This window comes from Halobacterium sp. KA-4, from assembly GCF_021028995.1.
GTDB lineage: Archaea > Halobacteriota > Halobacteria > Halobacteriales > Halobacteriaceae > Halobacterium.
On sequence record NZ_JAJJZG010000031.1, the window covers coordinates 1 to 20,722 of the forward strand.

The 20,722-nt window shown below is 55.6% G+C and carries 18 protein-coding genes and 1 pseudogene; 9 read left to right on the top strand and 10 right to left on the bottom strand.

What is annotated here, in order from left to right:
* Positions 1 to 461 precede the first annotated feature (461 nt).
* A complete protein-coding gene (locus LPA44_RS17220) occupies positions 462 to 1,658 on the top strand; it encodes a DUF7096 domain-containing protein (RefSeq protein ID WP_230890717.1) in 1,197 nt (398 codons plus the stop codon).
* A gap of 301 nt (positions 1,659 to 1,959) precedes the next feature.
* A complete protein-coding gene (locus LPA44_RS17225) occupies positions 1,960 to 3,666 on the top strand; it encodes a PGF-CTERM-anchored ABC transporter substrate-binding protein (protein ID WP_230890718.1) in 1,707 nt (568 codons plus the stop codon).
* Positions 3,667 to 3,833: 167 nt separating this feature from the next.
* Here the strand turns inward: LPA44_RS17225 and LPA44_RS17230 are convergent, their stop codons facing one another.
* Positions 3,834 to 4,583, bottom strand: coding sequence for a hypothetical protein (locus LPA44_RS17230; RefSeq protein ID WP_230890719.1), 750 nt, complete (start codon positions 4,581 to 4,583; stop codon positions 3,834 to 3,836).
* 163 nt (positions 4,584 to 4,746) lie between these two features.
* Positions 4,747 to 5,019 (bottom strand): hypothetical protein, encoded by a 273-nt coding sequence (locus LPA44_RS17235; RefSeq protein ID WP_230890733.1) that lies wholly within the window; start codon positions 5,017 to 5,019, stop codon positions 4,747 to 4,749.
* On the opposite strand from LPA44_RS17235, the gene LPA44_RS17240 reads away from it, so the two are divergent.
* From LPA44_RS17240 to LPA44_RS17250, 3 genes are read left to right on the top strand one after another with little or no spacing between them, the layout of a single operon-like run.
* A complete protein-coding gene (locus LPA44_RS17240; protein WP_230890732.1) occupies positions 4,925 to 6,004 on the top strand; it encodes a CARDB domain-containing protein in 1,080 nt (359 codons plus the stop codon). The two genes, LPA44_RS17235 and LPA44_RS17240, sit on opposite strands and share 95 nt — an antisense overlap.
* Positions 6,001 to 6,666, top strand: a complete 666-nt coding sequence (locus LPA44_RS17245) for an ABC transporter ATP-binding protein (RefSeq protein ID WP_230890720.1) — start codon at positions 6,001 to 6,003, stop codon at positions 6,664 to 6,666. Before LPA44_RS17240 ends, LPA44_RS17245 begins: the two co-directional genes overlap by 4 nt.
* A gap of 29 nt (positions 6,667 to 6,695) precedes the next feature.
* Positions 6,696 to 7,808 (top strand): ABC transporter permease, encoded by a 1,113-nt coding sequence (locus LPA44_RS17250; RefSeq protein ID WP_269070468.1) that lies wholly within the window; start codon positions 6,696 to 6,698, stop codon positions 7,806 to 7,808.
* 999 nt (positions 7,809 to 8,807) lie between these two features.
* Here the strand turns inward: LPA44_RS17250 and LPA44_RS17255 are convergent.
* Positions 8,808 to 9,254: a type IV pilin gene (locus LPA44_RS17255; protein WP_230890722.1), complete on the bottom strand. Its 447-nt coding sequence runs from the start codon at positions 9,252 to 9,254 to the stop codon at positions 8,808 to 8,810.
* Between the two features lie 363 nt (positions 9,255 to 9,617).
* On the opposite strand from LPA44_RS17255, the pseudogene LPA44_RS17260 reads away from it, so the two are divergent.
* Positions 9,618 to 10,276 (top strand): annotated as a pseudogene (locus LPA44_RS17260) (IS6 family transposase).
* A 59-nt stretch (positions 10,277 to 10,335) separates the two neighbouring features.
* Here LPA44_RS17260 and LPA44_RS17265 read toward each other — a convergent pair.
* Positions 10,336 to 10,674, bottom strand: coding sequence for a hypothetical protein (locus LPA44_RS17265; RefSeq protein WP_230890723.1), 339 nt, complete (start codon positions 10,672 to 10,674; stop codon positions 10,336 to 10,338).
* A gap of 301 nt (positions 10,675 to 10,975) precedes the next feature.
* Positions 10,976 to 11,614 carry a hypothetical protein gene (locus LPA44_RS17270; protein ID WP_230890724.1) on the bottom strand — a complete coding sequence of 213 codons (639 nt, stop codon included), beginning with the start codon at positions 11,612 to 11,614 and terminating at the stop codon, positions 10,976 to 10,978.
* A gap of 89 nt (positions 11,615 to 11,703) precedes the next feature.
* On the opposite strand from LPA44_RS17270, the gene LPA44_RS17275 reads away from it, so the two are divergent.
* On the top strand, positions 11,704 to 12,960 hold the full coding sequence (locus LPA44_RS17275) for an RNA-guided endonuclease InsQ/TnpB family protein (RefSeq protein WP_230890725.1): 1,257 nt from the start codon (positions 11,704 to 11,706) through the stop codon (positions 12,958 to 12,960).
* Between the two features lie 358 nt (positions 12,961 to 13,318).
* Here the strand turns inward: LPA44_RS17275 and LPA44_RS17280 are convergent, their stop codons facing one another.
* Complete coding sequence (locus LPA44_RS17280) at positions 13,319 to 13,600, bottom strand: PadR family transcriptional regulator (RefSeq protein ID WP_230890726.1); 282 nt, start codon at positions 13,598 to 13,600, stop codon at positions 13,319 to 13,321.
* Between the two features lie 420 nt (positions 13,601 to 14,020).
* Between LPA44_RS17280 and LPA44_RS17285 the strand changes: the two genes are divergently transcribed.
* A complete protein-coding gene (locus LPA44_RS17285) occupies positions 14,021 to 15,313 on the top strand; it encodes an RNA-guided endonuclease InsQ/TnpB family protein (protein ID WP_230890727.1) in 1,293 nt (430 codons plus the stop codon).
* 11 nt (positions 15,314 to 15,324) lie between these two features.
* Here LPA44_RS17285 and LPA44_RS17290 read toward each other — a convergent pair whose 3' ends face one another.
* Complete coding sequence (locus tag LPA44_RS17290; protein WP_230890728.1) at positions 15,325 to 15,906, bottom strand: hypothetical protein; 582 nt, start codon at positions 15,904 to 15,906, stop codon at positions 15,325 to 15,327.
* A 700-nt stretch (positions 15,907 to 16,606) separates the two neighbouring features.
* Here LPA44_RS17290 and LPA44_RS18535 point away from each other — a divergent pair.
* Positions 16,607 to 16,825 (top strand): winged helix-turn-helix domain-containing protein, encoded by a 219-nt coding sequence (locus LPA44_RS18535; protein ID WP_442903415.1) that lies wholly within the window; start codon positions 16,607 to 16,609, stop codon positions 16,823 to 16,825.
* Between the two features lie 262 nt (positions 16,826 to 17,087).
* On the opposite strand, the gene LPA44_RS17295 is transcribed toward LPA44_RS18535, so the two are convergent.
* From LPA44_RS17295 to LPA44_RS17305, 3 genes are all read right to left on the bottom strand, one after another.
* A complete protein-coding gene (locus tag LPA44_RS17295; protein WP_230890729.1) occupies positions 17,088 to 17,333 on the bottom strand; it encodes a hypothetical protein in 246 nt (81 codons plus the stop codon).
* A 450-nt stretch (positions 17,334 to 17,783) separates the two neighbouring features.
* Complete coding sequence (locus tag LPA44_RS17300) at positions 17,784 to 18,995, bottom strand: Ig-like domain-containing protein (RefSeq protein ID WP_230890730.1); 1,212 nt, start codon at positions 18,993 to 18,995, stop codon at positions 17,784 to 17,786.
* A gap of 215 nt (positions 18,996 to 19,210) precedes the next feature.
* Positions 19,211 to 20,050, bottom strand: coding sequence for an IS5 family transposase (locus LPA44_RS17305; RefSeq protein WP_230890731.1), 840 nt, complete (start codon positions 20,048 to 20,050; stop codon positions 19,211 to 19,213).
* Positions 20,051 to 20,722 lie beyond the last annotated feature (672 nt).

Below are 20,722 nucleotides of genomic sequence, written 5' to 3' on the forward strand. Positions count from 1 at the left end.
CTTTGAGCGATCGAAACACAACGCTCGATGAAGCGGGAGATTTTCGTCATGGACAACGGAATCCTCCCGCTTCAACTCCTTTGATTTAGTGACTTATCCCGACGCCGTCTAGTGATTCAACACAGCCCTTCGGGGCGAATTAAGTAATACGTCCATCAGGGGCAGATGTCCCCGGATGGACGGGCTATCCGTCAGCCACCCCTGAACTCGGGGACGTCGAACCCACCGCTCAGACTCTCGTGCCGGAAGCCGCTTGAGAAAGCGCGCTCTTAGAAAGGAGCGGGTGTGGGGCTTTCGTCTGGGAGCGCGAAGTGCGGGAGTCCACCGGCAAGCCACCTGAAGGGGTTGGTAGCTGACCAAGCAAATACTCGGTGTCGTGTGCCCACTTCCAGCGCTTGCGGTTGTGTTGGGACTGCGTTTGGGAAGGCTAGGTTTTTGGTTGTGTCACTGGTAGCTCGCGTATGGTTTACCGACGCGGAATTGCCCTCCTCCTCTGTGTACTCGTCGTCGGCTCCGGCGCAACCACGGTGGTAGCCACGCAGAGTCCGCCCACCAATAACCAAGCAGAGCAGGCGGCTGTCACGACGCCAGCCGTCATCTCTGTCAACCAAGACCGCGGCAATTTCACGGACCCCGAGATCACGATTACCGATGCGTTGTCGATCGGTCAACGGTCACTCGAAGCGAACCTGACACAGGCAACAATCCAAACGCGACTCGACACCACGGAGACCGAGCGCCAACGAACAACGGTACTACAGAACGCCACAGCTGCATTAAGCCAATCCGTCACCCAGCTCCGAGCGGAGTCCCAACAAGCGCGCCAGCAGTATCGCCAACAGGAACTCTCAACGAAAGCATATAGCACTCGGCTAGCTCAAATCCACAGTCGCGCCGAGGACCTGACGACGGCAGCGTCGTTCATCGAAGACCAGGCAGACGACGGCACCGACGTCAAGTCTCATGCTGTTGAACTCCGCGCCCAACTTGCGCTATTTACCGGACCAGTCCGTGAGCGGCTTGTGACCGCCGTCACCGAAGGTGGTGGACCCGAACGCGTCTATATTGGCGCCGGCGAAGCCGGAACGACGACCGCAGTCATCGAGGCCGGCACCTATATTCGGGAAGCGATGACGCCAGCCCAGTATAATGCCGATCCTGGCCCGATCCCGGATGCAGAGCCACTCCTTGAGAACATCCGCCAGCAGTACCCCTGGGTGATGAATCAGAGCGCAGGCGTGAGTTTCTCCCCAATCCCGATCCAGTCGAGTGTCCCACAGTACGCCTACTGGCTCACCCTCACCTATTCTGGCGGCACAGTAAACTCCTACATCGACACGAGTACGCAAGGCGTATATCAGGAAGTTCAGCGAATGCAGCTGAACACGCTCACCGGCTCACCGGATGCCACGCTCACGAAAGCCGGCCGCACCCTCGCCATCAGTAAATCGTACGCTGGCGGCCCACTCAAGGTGAACATGACGACGACCGATGGGGAGCCGATTGATGCGCAGATCCGCCTGAACAACCGGTCTGTCGGCACGACTGGGGCCGACGGCGTTCGTTGGCTTCTCTCTCCAGCCGGTAATTACACGGTAACTGCTGTCTCGGACGGATCGGAGATTGAGATTAGCGATATTGAAGCTAGCGCAACCTAGCCCCGTTCGTTCTGTCGCTCCTTGATGTGGCAGGAGGGCTCCGCCACGAAGCTGCTGCCACGTAGCGGCCGGGAGGTAACCTTGAAGCAGTGGCTGGCCACTCGTTTCTTACTGCCCTGATCGGTTCCCAGGATGACTTCCAGTAGTGTGTCTCGTTGATACCGAGGCGGTAGAGGGTTCTCTTTGCTGACGTCGTTGCGCTTCCGGTGATTTCCCTAGGTGGTGTTGTCTCGAGTAGCAGGGATAGTGGCTGCATCCGGAAACAACTACAATTTATAGAGGGAAACAAACGTTGTTGTGTATGATGAATCGACGGCTCCCAGTTCTCTTCACAACCATCCTCATCCTGGCTACTGTCGCCCCAGGACTCACAGCAGCAGCACCAGCCACAACTACCAACACACAAGCCCTCGAGTGTTCGTTCCCACTCGAGCAAACCGACGCGAGCGGCCACGACGTCACCCTCAATGAAGAACCCCAGCGTATTGTGACGCTCAACCCCAGCGCCGCCCAAACGATGTGGGAACTCGGCGCCCGTGAGAAAGTCGTCGGCGTCTCCCAGTTCGCCGGCTTCCTTGACGGCGCTGAAAGCCGGGAAGTCGTGACGTCCGGCTTTCCCTCCTCTGTGGAGGTCGAGAAGGTCATCAGTCTCGACCCTGATCTCGTCCTCGCTCCGAACACAATTCCAGATGACTCGGTCACACAACTCCGGGACGCCGGGGTGACCGTCTACCGCTTCGCGATGGCAGCCTCTATCGAGGACATCTACCAGAAAACCAAGACCATCGGCCAGCTCACTGGCGCCTGCAGCGGTGCCGACGCCACGGTCACCGAGATGCAAACCGACATACAAACCATCGAAGCAGCCGTCGAAGGCGCAGAACAGCCCAGCGTCTTCTACGACATGGGCGACCACTACACCGCCGGCCCAAACACGTTCATCGGCGGAATTCTCGCAAAAGCAGGCGGCCACAACATCGTCGCAAACACAGCCACTGAGAAGGCATACCCACAACTCTCTGCAGAAGTCATCCTCGAGCAAGACCCAGAATTCCTCGTCCTCAGCGCCCCACCCAGCCAACTCGGGAACGACCCCAAATCATACATCGGTGAAGACTCCGTCCTCCGCGAAACAACCGCGTTCAAACAAGGCAATATCGTCGTCGTCGACACCAACCACATCAGCCAACCCGCCCCCCGCGTCGTCGACGTAATGGTCCAACTAACCAAAGCATTCCACCCAGACGCATACGCCGACGCAAACCTCGACGAGATCACAGACCAAGACGATTCAACGATCGGCCCAACAACGTACTCGCACACAATCGTCGATAATCAGACAATTCGACTGGACACCCACCTCAACTACTTCGACGAACAGACCGCGAACTTCTCCATTCCTACTAGCTTCACCAACGACAGTAATCCGCAACTCACAAGCGTTCGCGTCACGCCACGCGAGCCAAACTGGCAGTTCGGCGTCACCGCCACAAAACTCGACTCAAATGTCACACTTCCCGATTCGGCCACCGCACTCGCCGGCTACCAGTTCACCCCACACGGCATGTGGCCCGACAGCCTCGAGACGCTCTCCGTAACAGCCACCCTCAACACAACACAGCTCAACCAAAACACCTCCACGGACGACCTCACCGCCTATACGAAGCAAAACGGCAACTGGACGCAAACGGACATCCACACGAACCGCACCAACGAAACGATTACACTGCGGGTCGACACCTCCTCATACCCGTCCCTCTACTTCGCGACCACAGCAACCGAGACAGCCCAACAACCCACCCCAACCACAACAACCCAGCCAACGACAACTGCGGAGACGACCACCACACAAACCACCCAGCAGCCAGCCACTACGACGTCAGCCGCCACCTCAACCGAAACAACCACAACAACTACAGGGACCACAATCCCCGGCTTCACACCCACAATAACCCTCCTCTCGCTCCTCCTGGTGTCCCTCGGGCTGTACGGCAAGCGAAGACACTGATAAACGGACAACCTCGCGCGCAAACGCGAGGACGCCTTCGTTGGAAGGAAGCGCCTCCACAGACGCCAAACAGAGAATCATCCAGCTCTCAGATTGCTCCGCTCTACCGCCTCAAGGAAGTGGTATTCCAGCCACGTTTGAGCGACTACGTCGCTAGTTGCGTCGTATCACATCTCGGAGACCGCCTCAGATGGCGGGGAGCCACCGCCAACGGCGAGTTGTTGATATGCTCCAACTAGAACACCGAGTCCGTACAGCGACACAAGACTCGTCACGATTGCCGAGAGGATATTCCCGGCCAGCGGCGAGATAACCCCAAGAACGCCAAATATTCCCCCGGTAATTCCGCCGAGGATAGCGATGAGGAAACCGAGGACGAAGAGTCGGAGTCGATGCCCAGCAGTCAACGACCAGCTTCGCTGCAGCGCCGACATAACGCCCGCATCCTCAAGTGCAACGGCCAACTGGCTGAACACCAGACTCACCGCCAGAAAGATCCCGGGGATGATGAGGAATACTGTCCCAATCATGATGGCGAGGAAGGTGATGACTGAGACAACCAGGATAACGCCAACGGTTCGGGGGAGTCGCCGCAGGTGGTCGGCTGTTGGGAGGCGATTAATATTCTCGTGCATCGCTCGCATCGTGACAATCGTCAGAACCATCCCGGCAAGCACCAAGAGGATGGTTACGCCCGCACTTACCACAACGGGCACGTCAACGGCCAGTGGGTAGGTTCGAGCGATCTGCTCAGCGGGAACCGTCCCTGCAAGGAATTCGGCGAACAGCGACTGGAAGCTCACCTGTGCGAGCAACTGGAACGCCGCGTACAGGCCGAACAGGATTGCACCACCACGCGACAGCAGCCGATCAATCCCATACTGAAGGGCGTCACTAATACTGAGTGTCGTATCCATACACCACAAGTCAAAGCGAAGAAACATATATGACGGGGCTAACTCGGTTGACGGGTTCGGCCACGAGGCATGGGCGGTGTTTCGCCAGTAGAAAACTTACCCGGGTTTGTTTAAGTGCTGGCGTGGTATGTCGTAGTTGAGCGTTTCGCGCGGATTACTCACGTCATGTATCAGCCACAGTCCCTCCACGAAACAAGTAGTCGAAGATGAATGTAAATACGCGATCGATGGCCGTTGTCGTCGCTGTGCTCGTGGTTGGCTCGCTTGCGATCACTCCAGTAGCAGCCAGCCAACCGCCGGCACAGCAGAATGTCTCGCCGCCCTCAGATCTCAACGTGTCGATGACCATCGGCACTATTGAGGTATCCCCGGAGAATCCAACGACGAACTCACAGGTTACGATCACCCCGACAATCCGGAATGCCGAGAGCGCCACCGATAGCGCCCAAATTACGGAAGTAAGCGTGAATGGGCCATCGACGCTCGAAAGCACGGACAATATCGGACGGATCGGTCCCGGAAACTCAGTGACAGTTCCCTTCTCGACGGCCTTCGAGACCGCCGGCCAACACCGACTCACGGTGTACGTCCGCGGCACCGATGCTGACGGGGACTCATTCGTCATCCAAAAACCCGTCTACGTGACGGTCAAGCAGCGCTCAACGGACGTCGGCGTCACTGCGGCCGCCAAATCCGTGAACGGCTCACCGGGGATTTCAGCGACTGTCACCCAATACGGCTCCGTCGAAATTGACTCCGGGCAAGTCCAAGTGATCGCGGACGACCGCGTCATCACGCGCGCACCCATCTCGAATATCGCGGGTGGAGACGCACAGACCGTCACCTTCGATGGGAGCAATATCCCGCCGGGAACGTTGACGATTCGCGCACAGTACACGGTCGACGGTGAGTACCAACCCCGCACTACAAACACAACACTCCAGTACGCACCGCAGAACGCCGCGGACATGGCCCTCACCGGGATTGAAACGATGCAGCGCGGAACAACGTACACGATCAGTGGGGACGTCTCAAACCTCGGTGGCGCCGACGCAAACGCCGTACTCGTAGACGTCGCTGCCAACGAATCGCTCTCATCGAATGGTGGCTACTTCGTGGGCACCGTCGAACGGAGTGAGTTCGCCACGTTCGACCTCACCGTGACAGCCACAACACCAGTCTCTGCGATTCCGGTTCGCGTGAACTACTCCGTCAACGGCGAACAGTTCTCCCAAACCACCACCGTCGATGTCAGCGACAGCGCAGGTGCCGCTGGCCCAAATGCTGGCCGCTCGAACCCCCAGTCCCCACCACGCAACCAATCCAGCGGTAGTGGCGGCCTGCCACTTCTGGAAATCGGGGTTGGTGTGGGTGTGCTTATCGTCGCTGCGATCGGCATCTATCGCTGGCGCAACCAATGAGCGTTATCGAACTCGACGACGTGGTAAAGCGCTATGAGAGTGGCGCGGAGACGATTACCGCCCTGAAAGGCGTTGACTTCCACGCCGATCGCGGAGAGATGGTGACGGTGGTCGGCCCATCCGGCTCCGGCAAAAGCACGATGCTAAACCTCATCGGCTTACTCGACGCCCCAACCAACGGCTCAGTATACCTTGATGGACAGGACGTCACCGACTTCACCGAGGACCAACGCACCGAAGAACGCCGGTCAGAACTCGGGTTCGTCTTCCAGGAATTCCACTTGCTCCCGATGCTCACCGCCGTCGAAAACGTCGAACTCCCCTCCATGTGGGACACTTCAGTTGATCGCCACGACCGCGCCATCGACCTCCTGCAGCGAGTCGGGCTCGGCGACCGCCTCCAACACACCCCACAACAGCTCTCCGGCGGCCAAAAACAACGCGTCGCCATCGCCCGCTCGCTCATCAACAAACCCGACATCCTGCTGGCTGACGAGCCAACCGGCAACCTCGATCAGGATACTGGGCGGACGATCCTCGAGGAGATGCGGCGTCTCAAAGACGAAGAAAACATCGCCATCGTCTCGATCACCCACGACGAACAACTCGAGACGTACTCGGATCGTGTCGTCCGTCTCGTCGACGGAGTGATCCAATCGTGAGCGTCCTCTCACGGTTCCCCAGCGTGTTGATGGCGTGGCGCAACCTCGGCCGGAATCGAGTCCGCACAGCACTGGCCGCGCTCGGCATCGTCATCGGCGTAATGGCAATCGCCTCCCTCGGCATGGCCGGCGTCGCCCTCCAACAACAAGCCTCCTCGAACCTCGGCGGGCTCACCAATCAAGTCACGATCTCACCCGGCCAAGACAGCCCCGAAGACGGCATCACAGACGAACAAGTCGAGGAAATCCGCAGCATCGTCACTGATGCCAAAGTCATCGCCCAGAAAACCAACGATACAACGGTTACCTCCCGCGGCCAAGAAGCCCACGTCAGCGTAACGGGGCTCACGCAAGCCAGCGCGCTCTATGACGTCTCTGCTGGGGAGTCACCCGAACGCTTCCAATCCGGCGCATTACTCACGAACAGTACCGCCCAAGCGCTTGGCCTGGAACTCGGCGACCCCATCGAGTATGACGGGCAACTGTATCGGATCCGTGGCCTCATCGACTCCAGTAGCGGCTTCGGCCCCGGTGGCTTCGGCGAACTCGTGTTACCGCTGTCAGCGCTATCCGACCAGCAATACTATGACTCAGTAACCATAGTTGCTGCTGATGGCGACGCCGCAACAGACATCGCCGCCAACCTTGAGACCTACTTCAATCAGGATGGCCGCAACGAGGAAGAAATCCTCAGCATCTCCAGCTACGCCAGCGTCCAACAGAACATCAACTCCTTCATGAATACACTGGAGCTCGCGCTGCTCGGCATCGGCTCCATCTCACTATTCGTCGCGAGCGTCGCCATCCTCAACGTGATGCTCATGAGCACCATCGAACGCCGCGGCGAAATTGGTGTGCTTCGTGCGGTTGGCATCCGCCGCGGCGAGGTCCTTCGCATGATCCTCACCGAAGCGGCCTTCCTCGGCACACTCGGCGGACTCATCGGCGCCCTCTGCTCGCTCGGCGTCGGCCTCGCCCTATTCAACGTCCTCACAGGCGACCCCTGGCTCGTCTTCCAATGGGAAAGCTCCCGCTACCTCGTCTACGGCATGGCCTTCGCAATCAGCGCCAGCGTCCTCAGCGGCCTCTACCCCGCCTGGAAAGCAGCAAACGAATCACCCGTCGAAGCCCTCCGCGGATGACCGCCATCCCCTCGTCGTAAACAAGGAGACCGTCGCCTTGCGGACGGATCGACTCGCACCATTTAATTTCACGTACGCTCATACAATTCGGACAATCGCTCTACGCTCCCCACCAGCAACGACACTCCGCCTATCGTTCACCGCAAAACTGGGACCTCTACACGTCTCGTAGACGTCCACATCAGCCGTCTCCACGATAGACACATTACTGGAGATATCAAACCGTTCTGAAGGACGTTGTAGGATATGAGAACGCGACAACTGGTTTATGTAGTCAGTCTGAACGGTAGGGAGTATGCGACACAAGGCATCCGTCATCTGTGGCCGCTGGGCCATCTTCTTCGCCACCTTCACAGTAACTTATCTTCTTCTCCCAACCGAGACCATCCTTCTCCCACTCCTCTGCAGTGTCGTCACCGTGATCGCCACGACGCTACTGCTCCACACGCGAATACGATTCCAGCGACACTAGCGAACCTCCACCGCGAAAATTGTATAAGGAGGACAATATTTCCGAGATCGTCCGCACACGGTGCTGCCTGGATGCCCTTCTTCGAGTGTTTATAACCGTTATCGAAGAAATTCAGATTGCTACTTGCCGGTAAATCCGATAGCCGACGAGTCGTTGCATATAGCGACGTTGTTAGTTGTGATTTCGGGTCTAAGGGGAGGATACGTACTCCATCGCTTAGGAAGAGAAAACCAACTTTTGTTGGACTTACATTGACACGTCCCACAACTATAGTAGAATTTGGAAGTCTTTGTAGTGACACCTATCGTAGATTGGCGAGCTTAGTCGGTTCTTGAGGATCTGATGAAAGATGTGAGTAGACACTTCTGGATATTACTATACATCAAAGACTCCGACAGGTAGGAACCCCGTCAGGCCCACGGTCAGAGACCGTAGAACCGTACAACTTCAGCCGTGGAATAATGACAATCTAAAGGAATTTGACGGCGGGCTAATCTTACGCAAGTGCACGCCGCGCGCCCACTCGCTTAGATCGTGACGTCTTTGGTGGCGACGACGGTCCGCGTCCCGCTCTCTCCCTCACCGATCACGGTAACCGTAACCGTATTATCCTCAGTAGAGTCACTAGAATCCTCAATTATATCACTTTCAGCAATTGTTGCTGTGTCTCCAACCGAATTTAGAGTCTCATTTGCTGTAACACTACCGTTATGGGTGGTGTTGACGTAGAGAGTTTCGGCGGTGCCTTCACTAATCCAGGTGACCTTCACTTGGCCGTTGTCGCTTTGGGTGGATTGGATATCGACGCCGGCTTGGACGTTTTCGGAGACGTTGCTGCCGAAGCCGAGGACGAAGCTGGCGATGACGGCGGCGAGAATTACAGTAATCGCCACCATAAGGATGACCCCGATAACAGGGGAGACACCTCGATCGTCGCGGTCTGGGATATCGAAGAGGGTGATTTGGTCTCTCATAGTCGGTTAACACGCAACCATTCGGGGGTCGCTGGCTTAAGCGATTTGGCGGTTGCTCAACACTGGGAAGCCACCGCAATCGCGCCGACACCGTTCCACCCCGTGGAATTGCCTGATGGGCGTTCATTTTGTGGCTGCCAACTTAATTCTTCCTGTCCTGCCAATAAGTCAAAAAACCAATGAAACTTCAAGGAAACAACAGTACAGCAAACCCTCAACACCACAACCGGCACTGTCTAATTGAGTTAGTTTGAGAAGTGAGCAGGTCGTTGAGTAACTTGTTCAGAGATGCTCGCAGACCTGCTCAGCGAGCGCTATAACCCGGATTTAGAAGAAACTTGAGAGAACGAGCAGACGGCAACGTTGACGAGACGCAACGCGTCTCGTTCGCACACCAGAAATCTTTGATTTCTGGGGACGCCCGTCAGGGCGTTCGCCGTCCGCCTCCACCAAACCGGTTGTTCGCCCAGAGAAACAACAACAATCTTAGCGGAATTAGGCGTAAAACGCTCGCATGGAGCAGTTTGGAACTAAGTGCATCGGTTATCTGACAGCGGCTGCGACCCGCCGGCGGCGCAGCCGAAGCGGGTCGCCGTCGACGAAACCGCCGTCAAGATTACCGGTGAGTGGTCTTGGCTGTATGCTGCAATAGACATCGACACAAAGTTAATCCTCGATGTCGCGTTGTTCGGACGACATGGCACCGATCCAGCAGCTTTGTTTCTGCAGAAGCTCCGCGAGAAACATGATCTTTCAGAGGCTGAGTTTCTGGTCGATCAGTTCGGCTATCGGACTGCGCTTGCTCGATTAGGATTGAGCGGTCGGGTCAACTATACCAACCGAACCCGCATCGAAAAGTGGTTTCACACGCTCAAAATACGGGTTGACCGCTTCCATAACTCGTGGGTGGCAGTCGGTCAAGCGTCAGAGAGTGGCTTGAACAGTTCATACATTACTACAACCGCCACAGACCCCACCAAGCTCTCGATGGAAAAACGCCGATCGAGGAGCTCCAAAACTAGACAGTGCCGTTCAGCCTATAATATCTCTTTTCTAACCCTTAGAATATCGAACAATGGGTTCACCCAAGGAAGGCCACCAAAATACCGAGGAAATAGAGGAGTGAAGAGCTGGAGAGCGCAATCATGGCGACAGTATCCAAGTGATCACGAGTGCCAGCGGAGAGGCCCAGGTTGAGGTAGTGTCGGGCTGTGAGGTACGCACTCGTTAATAGGGCGATGACCGCGAGTGGGAACCCGTGATAGAAGACGAAGACGCCGATATCGTGCACAACGGTGGCGAAAAATGGATTCTCGGCATGGGGATGGAACAGAATCCCGCTAATGCCAGTCAGTCTGAACAGGACGATGAAGCTGTACCCGAACAGTGCATTGCCTGCGAGTTCACGGATTTGGTCCAATCTATTGGTCTTCTGATAGGACGTGGTCAGTGCTGTCTCCGAGACTGTCTGTTCTCGGGCTGGTGGCTGACTTTGAGACGGCTTTGAGATGGCTTGGTGGGGGATTCTTTGGCCGGTGGTATTGTGGTCGTCTGAACCACTTGGGTCAGTGGAATCTGTCGGTGTCGCGGTGTTGTCTCGCTTGGAATCGGCGTGGGATGATTGATAGACGAGTTCGACACCACATGCTGTACAGTACGTTTGCTGGGCTGTCGTTTCCGTACCACAGTTATGACAGTACATCTGGGGTTTCCGAAATCGGTTAGTCTGGGTTGTCGACGTTCATGTATTCCCGGCCGGTGTATGCGATGTAGGCAAGATGGTATCCGATCCAGATGGCGAGCAGACCGACGATTACGTTCCCGAAGGGGATGGCTTCGACGAGTGCGAAGAGGATTCTGCCACGGGGTGCGTTCGGCCCGCCAGCCAATCCAGGCAGTATGAAAAAGGCAAACAGGGCAAACCCAGCACAGAGAATGGCGAACCCGCCGGACACCGCTCGCATTGCCTGTCCGCGTTGATAGTAATGCTGGCCGTCACTGTCGACGTGGAGACGTTTATCCGGTCCAAGTGCAGTTTCGACGTATGTGGCGCCGGTCTCGTCAGTATAGAGTTGGTCCGGTGATACCTGCGCCGGCGATGCTGCCGAATCGGCTTCGCCCTGGGTATCACTGCCAGAAGCATCATCTGGATCCGTCTCGTCTGGTTCCTGCGCTGTCTGTGGGGCTGGTTCGTGGGTTGCCTGGGTAGCGGATTGTGGATTGGCTGTCTTCTCGTCACGTTGGGCGGTGGCGTCTTGTCCAGTAGTCTGGTGGCCGGACGGCTCGGGGGTGTTTATACGCGGAGCAGGCGCAATCCCACGGCGTTCAGGCCGTGGATACGCGCCGTCACTCAGTGACACGTTCCACCGATACCGACAGGGCCGGATATTCCATGCCAAACACAGACTTTAATATCCTCTGTTCCATAACTGGTTATGTACACAGTACGATGCTGGAGACAACACGCACCTACGTCGCACGCATCACGAACCACAGTCAGGTTCGCGAGGACCTCGACCAGTGCGGGTTCGCAGCATCAAAACTGTGGAACGTCGGACGCTACTACATCCAAGACCGGTGGGACGAAGATGGTGAGATACCCGACGAAGCCGAGCTGAAAGCGGAGTTGAAAGACCACGAACGCTACAGTGACCTCCATTCGCAGTCAAGTCAGCGAGTTCTCGAAGAACTTGCTGAAGCGTTCACCGGGTGGTACAACTCCGACGACGGCAACAACCCACCGGGCTACCGGAAACGTGGCGACCGACACCCACGCTCCACCGTGACGTGGAAGCAGAAAGGCATCAAACACGACGATAAACACGGGCAGGTTCGCCTCTCGAAAGGCTGGAACCTGAAAGACGGGCGGTCGGACTTCATCCTCGCAGAGTACGAAACCCGACCCGACGTACAGGTGGAGAACATTCAGCAGGCGCGTGCCGTCTACAACGGCGACGAATGGGAACTCCACCTCGTCTGTAAGAAGGAAGTGCCCGTCGAAGATGCACCCGGCGAGAAGACGGCGGGCATCGACCTCGGGATCAGCAACTACCTTGCCATCGACTACGAAGATGGTCCTTCAGAGTTGTATCCGGGGAACACGCTCAAAGAGGACAAACACTACTTCACTCGTGAGGAGTACCAGACCGAAGGCCAGAACGGGCCGTCGAACCGGGCGTTGAAGGCTCGGCGAAAACTCTCCCGCCGCAAAGACCACTTCCTCCATACCCTCAGCAAACACATCGTTCAACGCTGTGTCGAAAAAGGTGTGGCGAAGATCGCGGTTGGCGACCTCAGCGACATCCGCGAAGACGAGAACGGCGGTTCCCGGAACTGGGGTGCGTCGGGGAACAAGAAACTCCACGGCTGGGAGTTCGACCGATTCGCCCGTCTCCTTGAATACAAGGCCGAGGAATACGGCATCCTCGTTGACCGCGTAGACGAAGAGAACACCTCAAAGACGTGTTCGTGTTGCGGGCAGATTCGGGATAGCAACCGTGTGGAGCGTGGACTGTACGTCTGTTCATCGTGCGAGACGACGATGAACGCGGACGTGAACGGTGCGGTGAACATTCGGCGAAAGATAACTCAGAGTCCTCCGACTGGGGATATGAGTAACGGCTGGTTGGCACAGCCCGGAGTCTTCCTGTTCGACCGCGAGAGCGGCCGGTTCACACCGAGAGAACAGGGCGTCTGCAAACCTTAATATCCCAACGCTCGGGATTCCTCCGGCTTTAGCCGGAGGAGGATGTCAACCATCGGCTGGTCCACTAATTGCGCAATCACAGCACGTCTCCCAAACAACGTCTCGACGAGTTCAGCAGCAAACCCATCGTCAAACGTCATTTGAACAAACATAAAATCCTCAACCAGTATAAAAACCACCGCATATTCTATAGAGTGTGTCATGCCGTGGTTTCGTACAGCACCCCTCACTTGAAACAATCCCTAGCGACAACCAGCCGATGAATAATATGCCGGTGACCTCAACGCGGCCACCGCCAGCATCGCTACTATTCGCCTAGATATCCCAGTGGGAACCCCGGATTACCCCTGAGGAGAAGTCAGTTTTCGAGGTCGACGTACTGTTGTTCCCATTCGCGTCGTGCGCCGATTTCGCGGCGTCCACGCTTCGTCACCGTGTAGTAGTTCGTCCGCTGGTCGAGTTCCCCTTTCTCGACAAGTCCCTTTTCGACGAGCGTGTCGAGGTTCGGGTAGAGGCGGCCGTGATGGACTTCTGACTCGTAGTAGTCCTCGAGTTCGTCTTTGATCGCGAGCCCGTGTGGCTCGTCTAATCCGGCAATTACGTACAACAGATCACGCTGAAAACCAGTGAGATCGTACATACACCTACAATAATTCTGAAATATTATTATTCTTCGCATCTTCTCCCACTAGCCAAGCCAAATAGACGAACAATGCGACGTCTGTGAACTGGTTCACCACAGGATTTGATGTGTCTGACCCACCAGGAATCACGTCTTGAAGTAGATTTTCACCAGTAGAAGGCCGGCCCCATCACTAGTCGACAGTTCGTTCGCGGACTCCTAGCTTTGAATTGAACGTGGGTAGAAGCCTTGATTGATGGCTTCGCGCTCTCTTCGTAGGTTAGCCTTTATTGGTTCTAAGCCTCCATCCTCGCGGAACGACCAGCGGGAGTGAGTAGGGTGGAGATACAGAACCAACTGCCGTGTGTCGTGCGGTGCCGCTTGAATCGATGTGCTGTCGTTTAAGTGGATTCTCACCGTTGGGTCTGGTACGGTCGCATGACGTACAAGTACAGTCCGCGATACCCGCTTCTCCCGACCGATGAGCACGACGAGAAACTCTCGTGGACTGTTGATGTCGTGCGGCAACTCTACAACGACCGCCTCAACCGATTCAACGAAATCCCGGAAGCCCAAGGAACGCTCCGGCAACGCGTCCGGAAAGCACGGGACGAACTTCCGGCGATGAAAGACTGGTGGAGCGACCTCAACGACGTCTACTCCACTGTGCTGCAGAATGGGGTGATGCGCATCCGCGACAACAAAGAGAGTCTCCGCGCACTCCAACGGGAAGGGTACGATGTTGGTGAGTTACAGTGGAAAGCGCCACGCGACTTTCGATCGTTCACGTACAACAAGAAGGGCTTCGAGCTCGACAAGAAGAGCGGCCCCGACGGGTACGGCGAACTCATACTGAAGAAAGTCGCCGGCGACACCATCACAGTGCCAATCCGCCTCCACCGTGACCTCCCCGCCCACGAGTCACTCCAACAACTCACCATCAAACAAGACGCGACGGGTGAGTGGTTCGCCACATTCACGATCGAAGCCGAAATGCCGCCCAAACCGGACGTCGAAGCGATCAACCCAGAGGACTGCGTCGGGATCGATCTCGGTATTCTGAACTACATCGCAGATTCAGATGGCCGCACAGTCTCCCGCCTGGACCTTACTGATGAACGGGAGCGTCTTGAACGAGAACAGCGCGCGCTCTCTCGGAAGGATCACGGGTCGAACAACTGGGAGAACCAACGCATCCGTGTCGCAGACGTGCACAAGCGGTTGACGAACAAGAAAGACGACTTCAAGCATAAACTCGCGCATTTCTACACGACGCAGTACGATGCGGTATTCCTCGAAGATCTTGACGTGAAGGGGATGCTCGAAGGAACTGGGAACGCGCGGAATAAACACGAGGTCGGGTGGCGTGACCTCATCACGGTGTTCGAGCATCACGGCGAGAAGAACGGCTGTCACGTTGTCACCGTTGACCCAGAGGGGACGACGAAGGAGTGTGCGTCGTGTGGGGTGGTTTCGGAGAAACCGTTGTGGGTGCGCGAACACGCGTGCCCAACGTGCGGGTTTACGGCCGGTCGTGATGAGAACGCCGCATACAACGTGCTGGCGCGTGGATCGAAAGAGCTAGGAGTGGTTCACTCCGAACGAACGCCTGTGGAGACTGCGACCGCTGTGTCCACCGACGGAGGCGATGCCTCCGTTCGTGTGGATGCAAGTCGTGTCGTTGAAGCAGGAAGCCGCGCCCTCAAGGAAGCGACGGTAGTCGCTGAGTAGGGCGCGGTAGTTCACTTGGTTGCTTCACCCCCATTTGCTGTGGTGAACTGGTTCACGGCCTCACCTAACTCGTGAACACGCTCACAGTCAACAAGCAAGGCCTTCTGCTTGCGCTTTGAACCAGACCCAGTCTGGACGTGCTGGCCATCCCGAAGCTGGACTCCATCAACATCACTCGCAATCATATCCAGGAGATCGTACGCATACCGACGCGAAACACCAGTACAACCACGAATCTCGGATGGGGTCACCGCAACCTTCCCGCTCGCATCGGCTTTGTTTTGGGCGAACGCAAGCACAGCCCCGATCTTCTCAGCTTTCGTCGAAGCATCCGCATGCTGGGACACAACAGCAACTCTGGCTTCCAGTTGCTCAAGTCGCTGTTCGTGCTCGGATACTTGCTGGCCAAACGCATGCCCCGCCGCCGGGAATTCATCAACGGCCCCAACCTCGGCGTCCAGAAGCGAACGAAGCGTCCCCTTCAAGAGGGGAAGATCGTGACTCGTTACCGTTTGGAGTTCCGTCTGAATCGTCGCAAGCTGGCGTTCAAGCGCCGCCACCCGATCACGGATACATTCGCCATCCTCCATCATTGTAACCCACCTGTTTCGAGTGGCCTGAACCTACAGACTTCTACGTCACTGAGACAGAGTTGGCGCCGTCCCTCATTTTGGAGCGTGACAACATCAAGACGGGCTTTCGCACGTACTTCGCTAGTGCCAAGCGTTGGTGTGTCTGGAGCGTGGGCTGCACACCCCTGACAGTAGCATCGGGTGAGTTGCCACTCTGGCGCATCGGCTGGGCGGTATGCGTCCACCCAGACAAGATTGCCTGCTTGGAGTGATCTATCGCAGGTAGTACATTGGACACGGAGGTTCGCGAAACCAATATGCAGTCCCGTTAGGGCTTGTTGTGGCGTTGTGGTGACACGCTTGAAGTCGCGGACCTGCTTGTGGTGTTCCACCGAGGGCGTGTCGTTGATCATATTTTGGCTCCATCATCTGTTGCAGGTGGTTTGGGGATTGTTGGGTTGGGACACCAGTTGCTGTCGTAGGTCGTCGATACGTCGGTATATTCTTCTGGTGTGGCGGTCGTAGTACTCATTGCTTCTCTCTGAGGAGCACGGTCGGGTGTTGGTGGCACCTGGCCATTTGCTGACCAAATAACCGTGCTTCCCTACGCTTAGTATCTCTCCCACGAGTTTAATTATTGCGATAAGCATATTCGGATAGCATACTTCGCGGCATATGCCAATAGTTATTCTATGATGGAAGGGAAAACCAAGCGTAACGAATGGCCGAAATTTCCTTGAATCCCACCGATCAGGCTATTCTGGAGTTACTGAAAGAGGGACGTTGCACTCCATCCTATATCGCCCAAAACACAGAGTATTCACGTGGAAACATCCAAAATCGACTCCTCAGGTTAGTAGAACATGGGTACACCGAGCAGCTTGGTGGTGGACTTTACGAACTGAGAGAGGATCCCCGCGACGTAGAACACGAAGATTAGTTTAAGGGTTTGTAAATCAGGCAGTAGGACTGATTTGTATAAGTCTACACCATCAAGAGTGGGAGTCTACAGGCGGAACAGGCCGAGTGCCTCGGGGCTTGACCCCGAGGCAGTTCACGTAGTGTCGAGTAGACTGGGCGTATGAGATTCGGTTTCGGTACATTCGATCCTGTTGAAATCCTATTGGTCAGCCACTAAGTACGGTGAAACAGCCGGTGAGTGGATATGTCAGCCTACCGCTGGAAGCTCACCCGTGAGAAAGCTATTGCAGTTGCTCGCGTACTGTGTCGATATACTCTGGCTTGAGCTGGTGCGAAACGTGTCTTGTGTTTCCGTCGATCTCACTCTCATCGATCCACTCAATATTCACCATATGCCTTGGATACCTTGTGTCTCTGGCTATTACACCGTTCATCGCTCTCTTAGAGAGTTCTATGCCGTAATCCTCTCGTAGCCGACGACGTACCTCAACACCGCGGAGAGCCTCACCGTCTGCATCTGCCAGCACTTTCAGTACTCCTCGCATATTCTCCGTCAAATCCGCCAAATCGCTACTACTGGTTGACCCCATTGTACAGCTACGTTTAATTGACGAACAGTTCAATCTTTCCACAATATCGGAATGGAATGGTTGCGTAGTAAACACCCGCAGAGTACAGTCGCTATCCTTACCGAAGCTACTCAACCTATAGAGACAGGGGTTCTCACCAGGTGATTTCGAGTGAAACAGCCGCTTAGTAAGTGTGCGAATCTACTTTTGGATACCGTCTATGACAGCCTCGCAGTCAGGGAAAACAACTAATCCCGAGACCGCGAGCGTCGTGACGTCACTTGGTTTGAGGTCTTAAGTCCAGTCCGTTGTTGGAGGCATCTCCAAATCCAAATTCCGGGCAGACAGCCATATTCTCACAACCTAAAACGGTTGCATAAACCCATCGATGCTCACAGTCGGCAATTTTTAGGCAGGCGTCGAGATGTTGTTGCTGGCGGAGTTTCCATCCTCGTCATACGCGGTCACGGTTAATGTATATACTTCACCATCTTTCACGTCGTAACTGTCGTCACGGATATTGATGGTACCAGGCGAGTACTCCTCGCTATTATCGAATCGGAAGGTTCTGCTCGCCACTTCCACGCCACTGCTGTCGGTGACGCTGAACTCAACACGGACAAGGTCGTTGTCGCTGTCGCTGTCCTCAATCTGGACTTCCTTGATTTGGAACTTGTCAGAATTAGGGTTGGCACTAAACTCCGCTAAGTTAGTAAACTCAATTGCGTCCGGGTTGTTACCGCCATTGCCGCCATCGGGCCCACTCCTTCCATCAAAAATGACTTTGTGTTCGTCTCCACCGCCAGGAATTGAGACATTTACATCCTCACCAGACCCATTATAGGTATACGTCACTTCGCCGGATTGATCCACTCGTGTCGAGTTGTCTCCCACCACAGAGCCGTTCGCGGTTACGGTTACATTCTGATCGCCGACCGGGTTGTTGAATCTGTCTCGGACGGAGACTGTGAATTCCTCATATTGTTGGACTACGGTATCTTCACTGGTTGTCAGATACCGTGGGCCAGGCTCTGTAGTACTGCTCCCAACACCGATTTTTGCGGTTCGCAGAGTATAGTTACCTTGCAGCGTAATGTTTACGGTCTCGTTGAGAGGACCGGGAGATACATCAGTAAGACTTGTACGAGTCTCCATCAAGTCCGGTGAAACCTTAGTTGGGATGGTGAGCGTCATCGTTTCCGCGTCTCCCTCGGGAGTGATTTCGACTGGCTCATATGGCGCACTCAGCGGGACGGGTTCAACACTTACCGAGCCCGTTTGCGTGGTGCTAAGCGATCCATTCAACGCCACCACGGTGATGGTGCTGGTCTCCTCGTTGACGAGCACTTGATTCGAAATCGGGATTGCAGGGGAATCCTCAGCGTCCGGGTAGTAGTTCGACAGAATGGATGATTCATAGCGGATTATTGGCGCATTATCGTATTCGTGGTAGTTTGGCTCATACGAGAGCGTCTTAGTTGACGTATTCCACGTACTATTGATAGCCTTGAAGAAATGGTTCGTCTCATTATTTCTCGGATTTCTCGCGGCGACGTTCGTCAGTCGAATTGTTTCTGTGTCTGATGTTTGGAGTGTGCCTGTTGCCGGTGGCGGGTTCACTAAGAACACTCGTGACGGGTATTGCGTGCCGAGTGTCACTGAGGCTGGCTGTATGGTTCCGGTGGCAGCGGCGCGCAGAATCCCATTTCGGACGTCAGTCATCTGGTTTTGTACGGTTTGGCTGTGCTGGTACTCAACGTCAGCATTCTGTGAAGGGACGATGGTCACTTGGTAGATCGACATCGCAATAATCGGTCTTGTTTAGACGCCTAGAATCATCCGTTAGAGCCGTCGAGCGCGAGTTCGGTGTTTCTGACGGCACACTTGAGAACGAGTTCGCGGAACTGGCCGAACCACGTTCTCGCTCGAACGATCTCGCCGTATTTTCGCCGAAGCGCGAAAAACATCGCTTCGATATTTGATCGTTGGTGGTACGTTGTATCATCGAGCAAGACATTGTTTGCAACGCCGTGCCAGCCGAATTCGCGGTGCTTGATCACTGGTTTGACGCCCTCAGAGCGGAGTTTATAGCGAAGAAGCTCCCAATCGTACCCTTTGTCGGCGGTGAGTATCGTCAGTTTGTCTAGGTTGCGCGTGAGCAGCTGCCACGCGATCTGCGTATCGTGCGGTTGTTTCATCGAGCAATGTATATCTAGGATCGCACCAGTTTTGCAATCGATCAAGGCGGTCGTTTTCACCGCTCTGAACGTGTAATTCGTCCGTTTTGCGTAGTGCTGGCTCGCCGCGACCCTATCCATGCCGGTGGCGTCGATGGCCTGGATCTCGCCGGTCTCGTGCAGTTCCGCCGACAACCGCAGCAGCCGTCGCCAGATCGGCATTTTCAGCTCTTGCATCCGCGTGCAAACGGTTGTGAAATCGGGCAGTTCGAACGGTTCTAGGCCGAGAAGCCGACTGATCCGCGGCATTTCGTAGAGCACGTCCAGCAATCGACGGTACGGCAGGTCGAGATAGGTTTTGAGACCGTGGATCGAGACGATCACCCAGTCGGCGTAGCCGCCGTTCCCACGTTGTACGGCGGGTTTTGCGTTTCCAACGACGGCTTTTTGGGCGAGCGTTACAACTTTTCTCGTGAAGCGGGCTAGTTTCGTTGGCACAACCGAACCTACCCGCTTCACTTCCTAGTAAGTTAGACATGTAGCGGCAGCTACTAGGAAACAGATACTAGATCGTGAGTCGCTGAGATGCCTGGTTTCCGGCGTCTAAACAAGGCCCAATAATCAGCGTGCCAAAGAGCAGTACCGCCCCAATTTGTACGGTGACCGCTCTGTTATCGTCCCAAAAGCGCACGGATATCATGAAATTATCTAGGCAGCACCTTAAACGCGATGCCTGAATCTATCGAGGCTAACCTCAGCTTCCATGCAATAGGACCAAGAGATTATTCACGACAATCGCGATCCCCCAGAGAATGATGCCACTCCAGATGACGACTGAGAGCCAGTATAGTTGCGTGGCCTCAGACTCAGATGCTCGTGAGAACAACCACGTGAATACTCCCATCATGAGAAACGCGCCCAGATAGAGTGGAAGGTGAATAAGAATAAACATGAAAACGCCTTGATCGAGATAGGTCGCTAACCACAGATTCGTCTCAACATGCCTTGTTTTGCCACCGATTGAGGGAAGTTTCAGACTCTCTCCCGGGAAGATTCCGTCAAGCTAACCAGGAATTGGACGCCGTCTGGCGATATGGCATCGCTCAGACGGCTTGCTTGGATGTGTCGAAACCTTGCCAAACAGCACGTTGACGATCCGGACGTACCCGC

What these genes read in the sequence shown, in the direction of transcription:
- LPA44_RS17255 (WP_230890722.1), bottom strand. Translation starts at nt 9,254, where the DNA reads ATGAGAGACCAAATCACCCTCTTCGATATCCCAGACCGCGACGATCGA.
- LPA44_RS17220 (WP_230890717.1), top strand. Translation starts at nt 462, where the DNA reads ATGGTTTACCGACGCGGAATTGCCCTCCTCCTCTGTGTACTCGTCGTC.
- LPA44_RS17285 (WP_230890727.1), top strand. Translation starts at nt 14,021, where the DNA reads ATGACGTACAAGTACAGTCCGCGATACCCGCTTCTCCCGACCGATGAG.
- LPA44_RS17225 (WP_230890718.1), top strand. Translation starts at nt 1,960, where the DNA reads ATGATGAATCGACGGCTCCCAGTTCTCTTCACAACCATCCTCATCCTG.
- LPA44_RS17250 (WP_269070468.1), top strand. Translation starts at nt 6,696, where the DNA reads ATGGCGTGGCGCAACCTCGGCCGGAATCGAGTCCGCACAGCACTGGCC.
- LPA44_RS17280 (WP_230890726.1), bottom strand. Translation starts at nt 13,600, where the DNA reads ATGTACGATCTCACTGGTTTTCAGCGTGATCTGTTGTACGTAATTGCC.
- LPA44_RS17230 (WP_230890719.1), bottom strand. Translation starts at nt 4,583, where the DNA reads ATGGATACGACACTCAGTATTAGTGACGCCCTTCAGTATGGGATTGAT.
- LPA44_RS17290 (WP_230890728.1), bottom strand. Translation starts at nt 15,906, where the DNA reads ATGATGGAGGATGGCGAATGTATCCGTGATCGGGTGGCGGCGCTTGAA.
- LPA44_RS17240 (WP_230890732.1), top strand. Translation starts at nt 4,925, where the DNA reads ATGACCATCGGCACTATTGAGGTATCCCCGGAGAATCCAACGACGAAC.
- LPA44_RS17245 (WP_230890720.1), top strand. Translation starts at nt 6,001, where the DNA reads ATGAGCGTTATCGAACTCGACGACGTGGTAAAGCGCTATGAGAGTGGC.
- LPA44_RS17275 (WP_230890725.1), top strand. Translation starts at nt 11,704, where the DNA reads ATGCTGGAGACAACACGCACCTACGTCGCACGCATCACGAACCACAGT.
- LPA44_RS18535 (WP_442903415.1), top strand. Translation starts at nt 16,607, where the DNA reads ATGGCCGAAATTTCCTTGAATCCCACCGATCAGGCTATTCTGGAGTTA.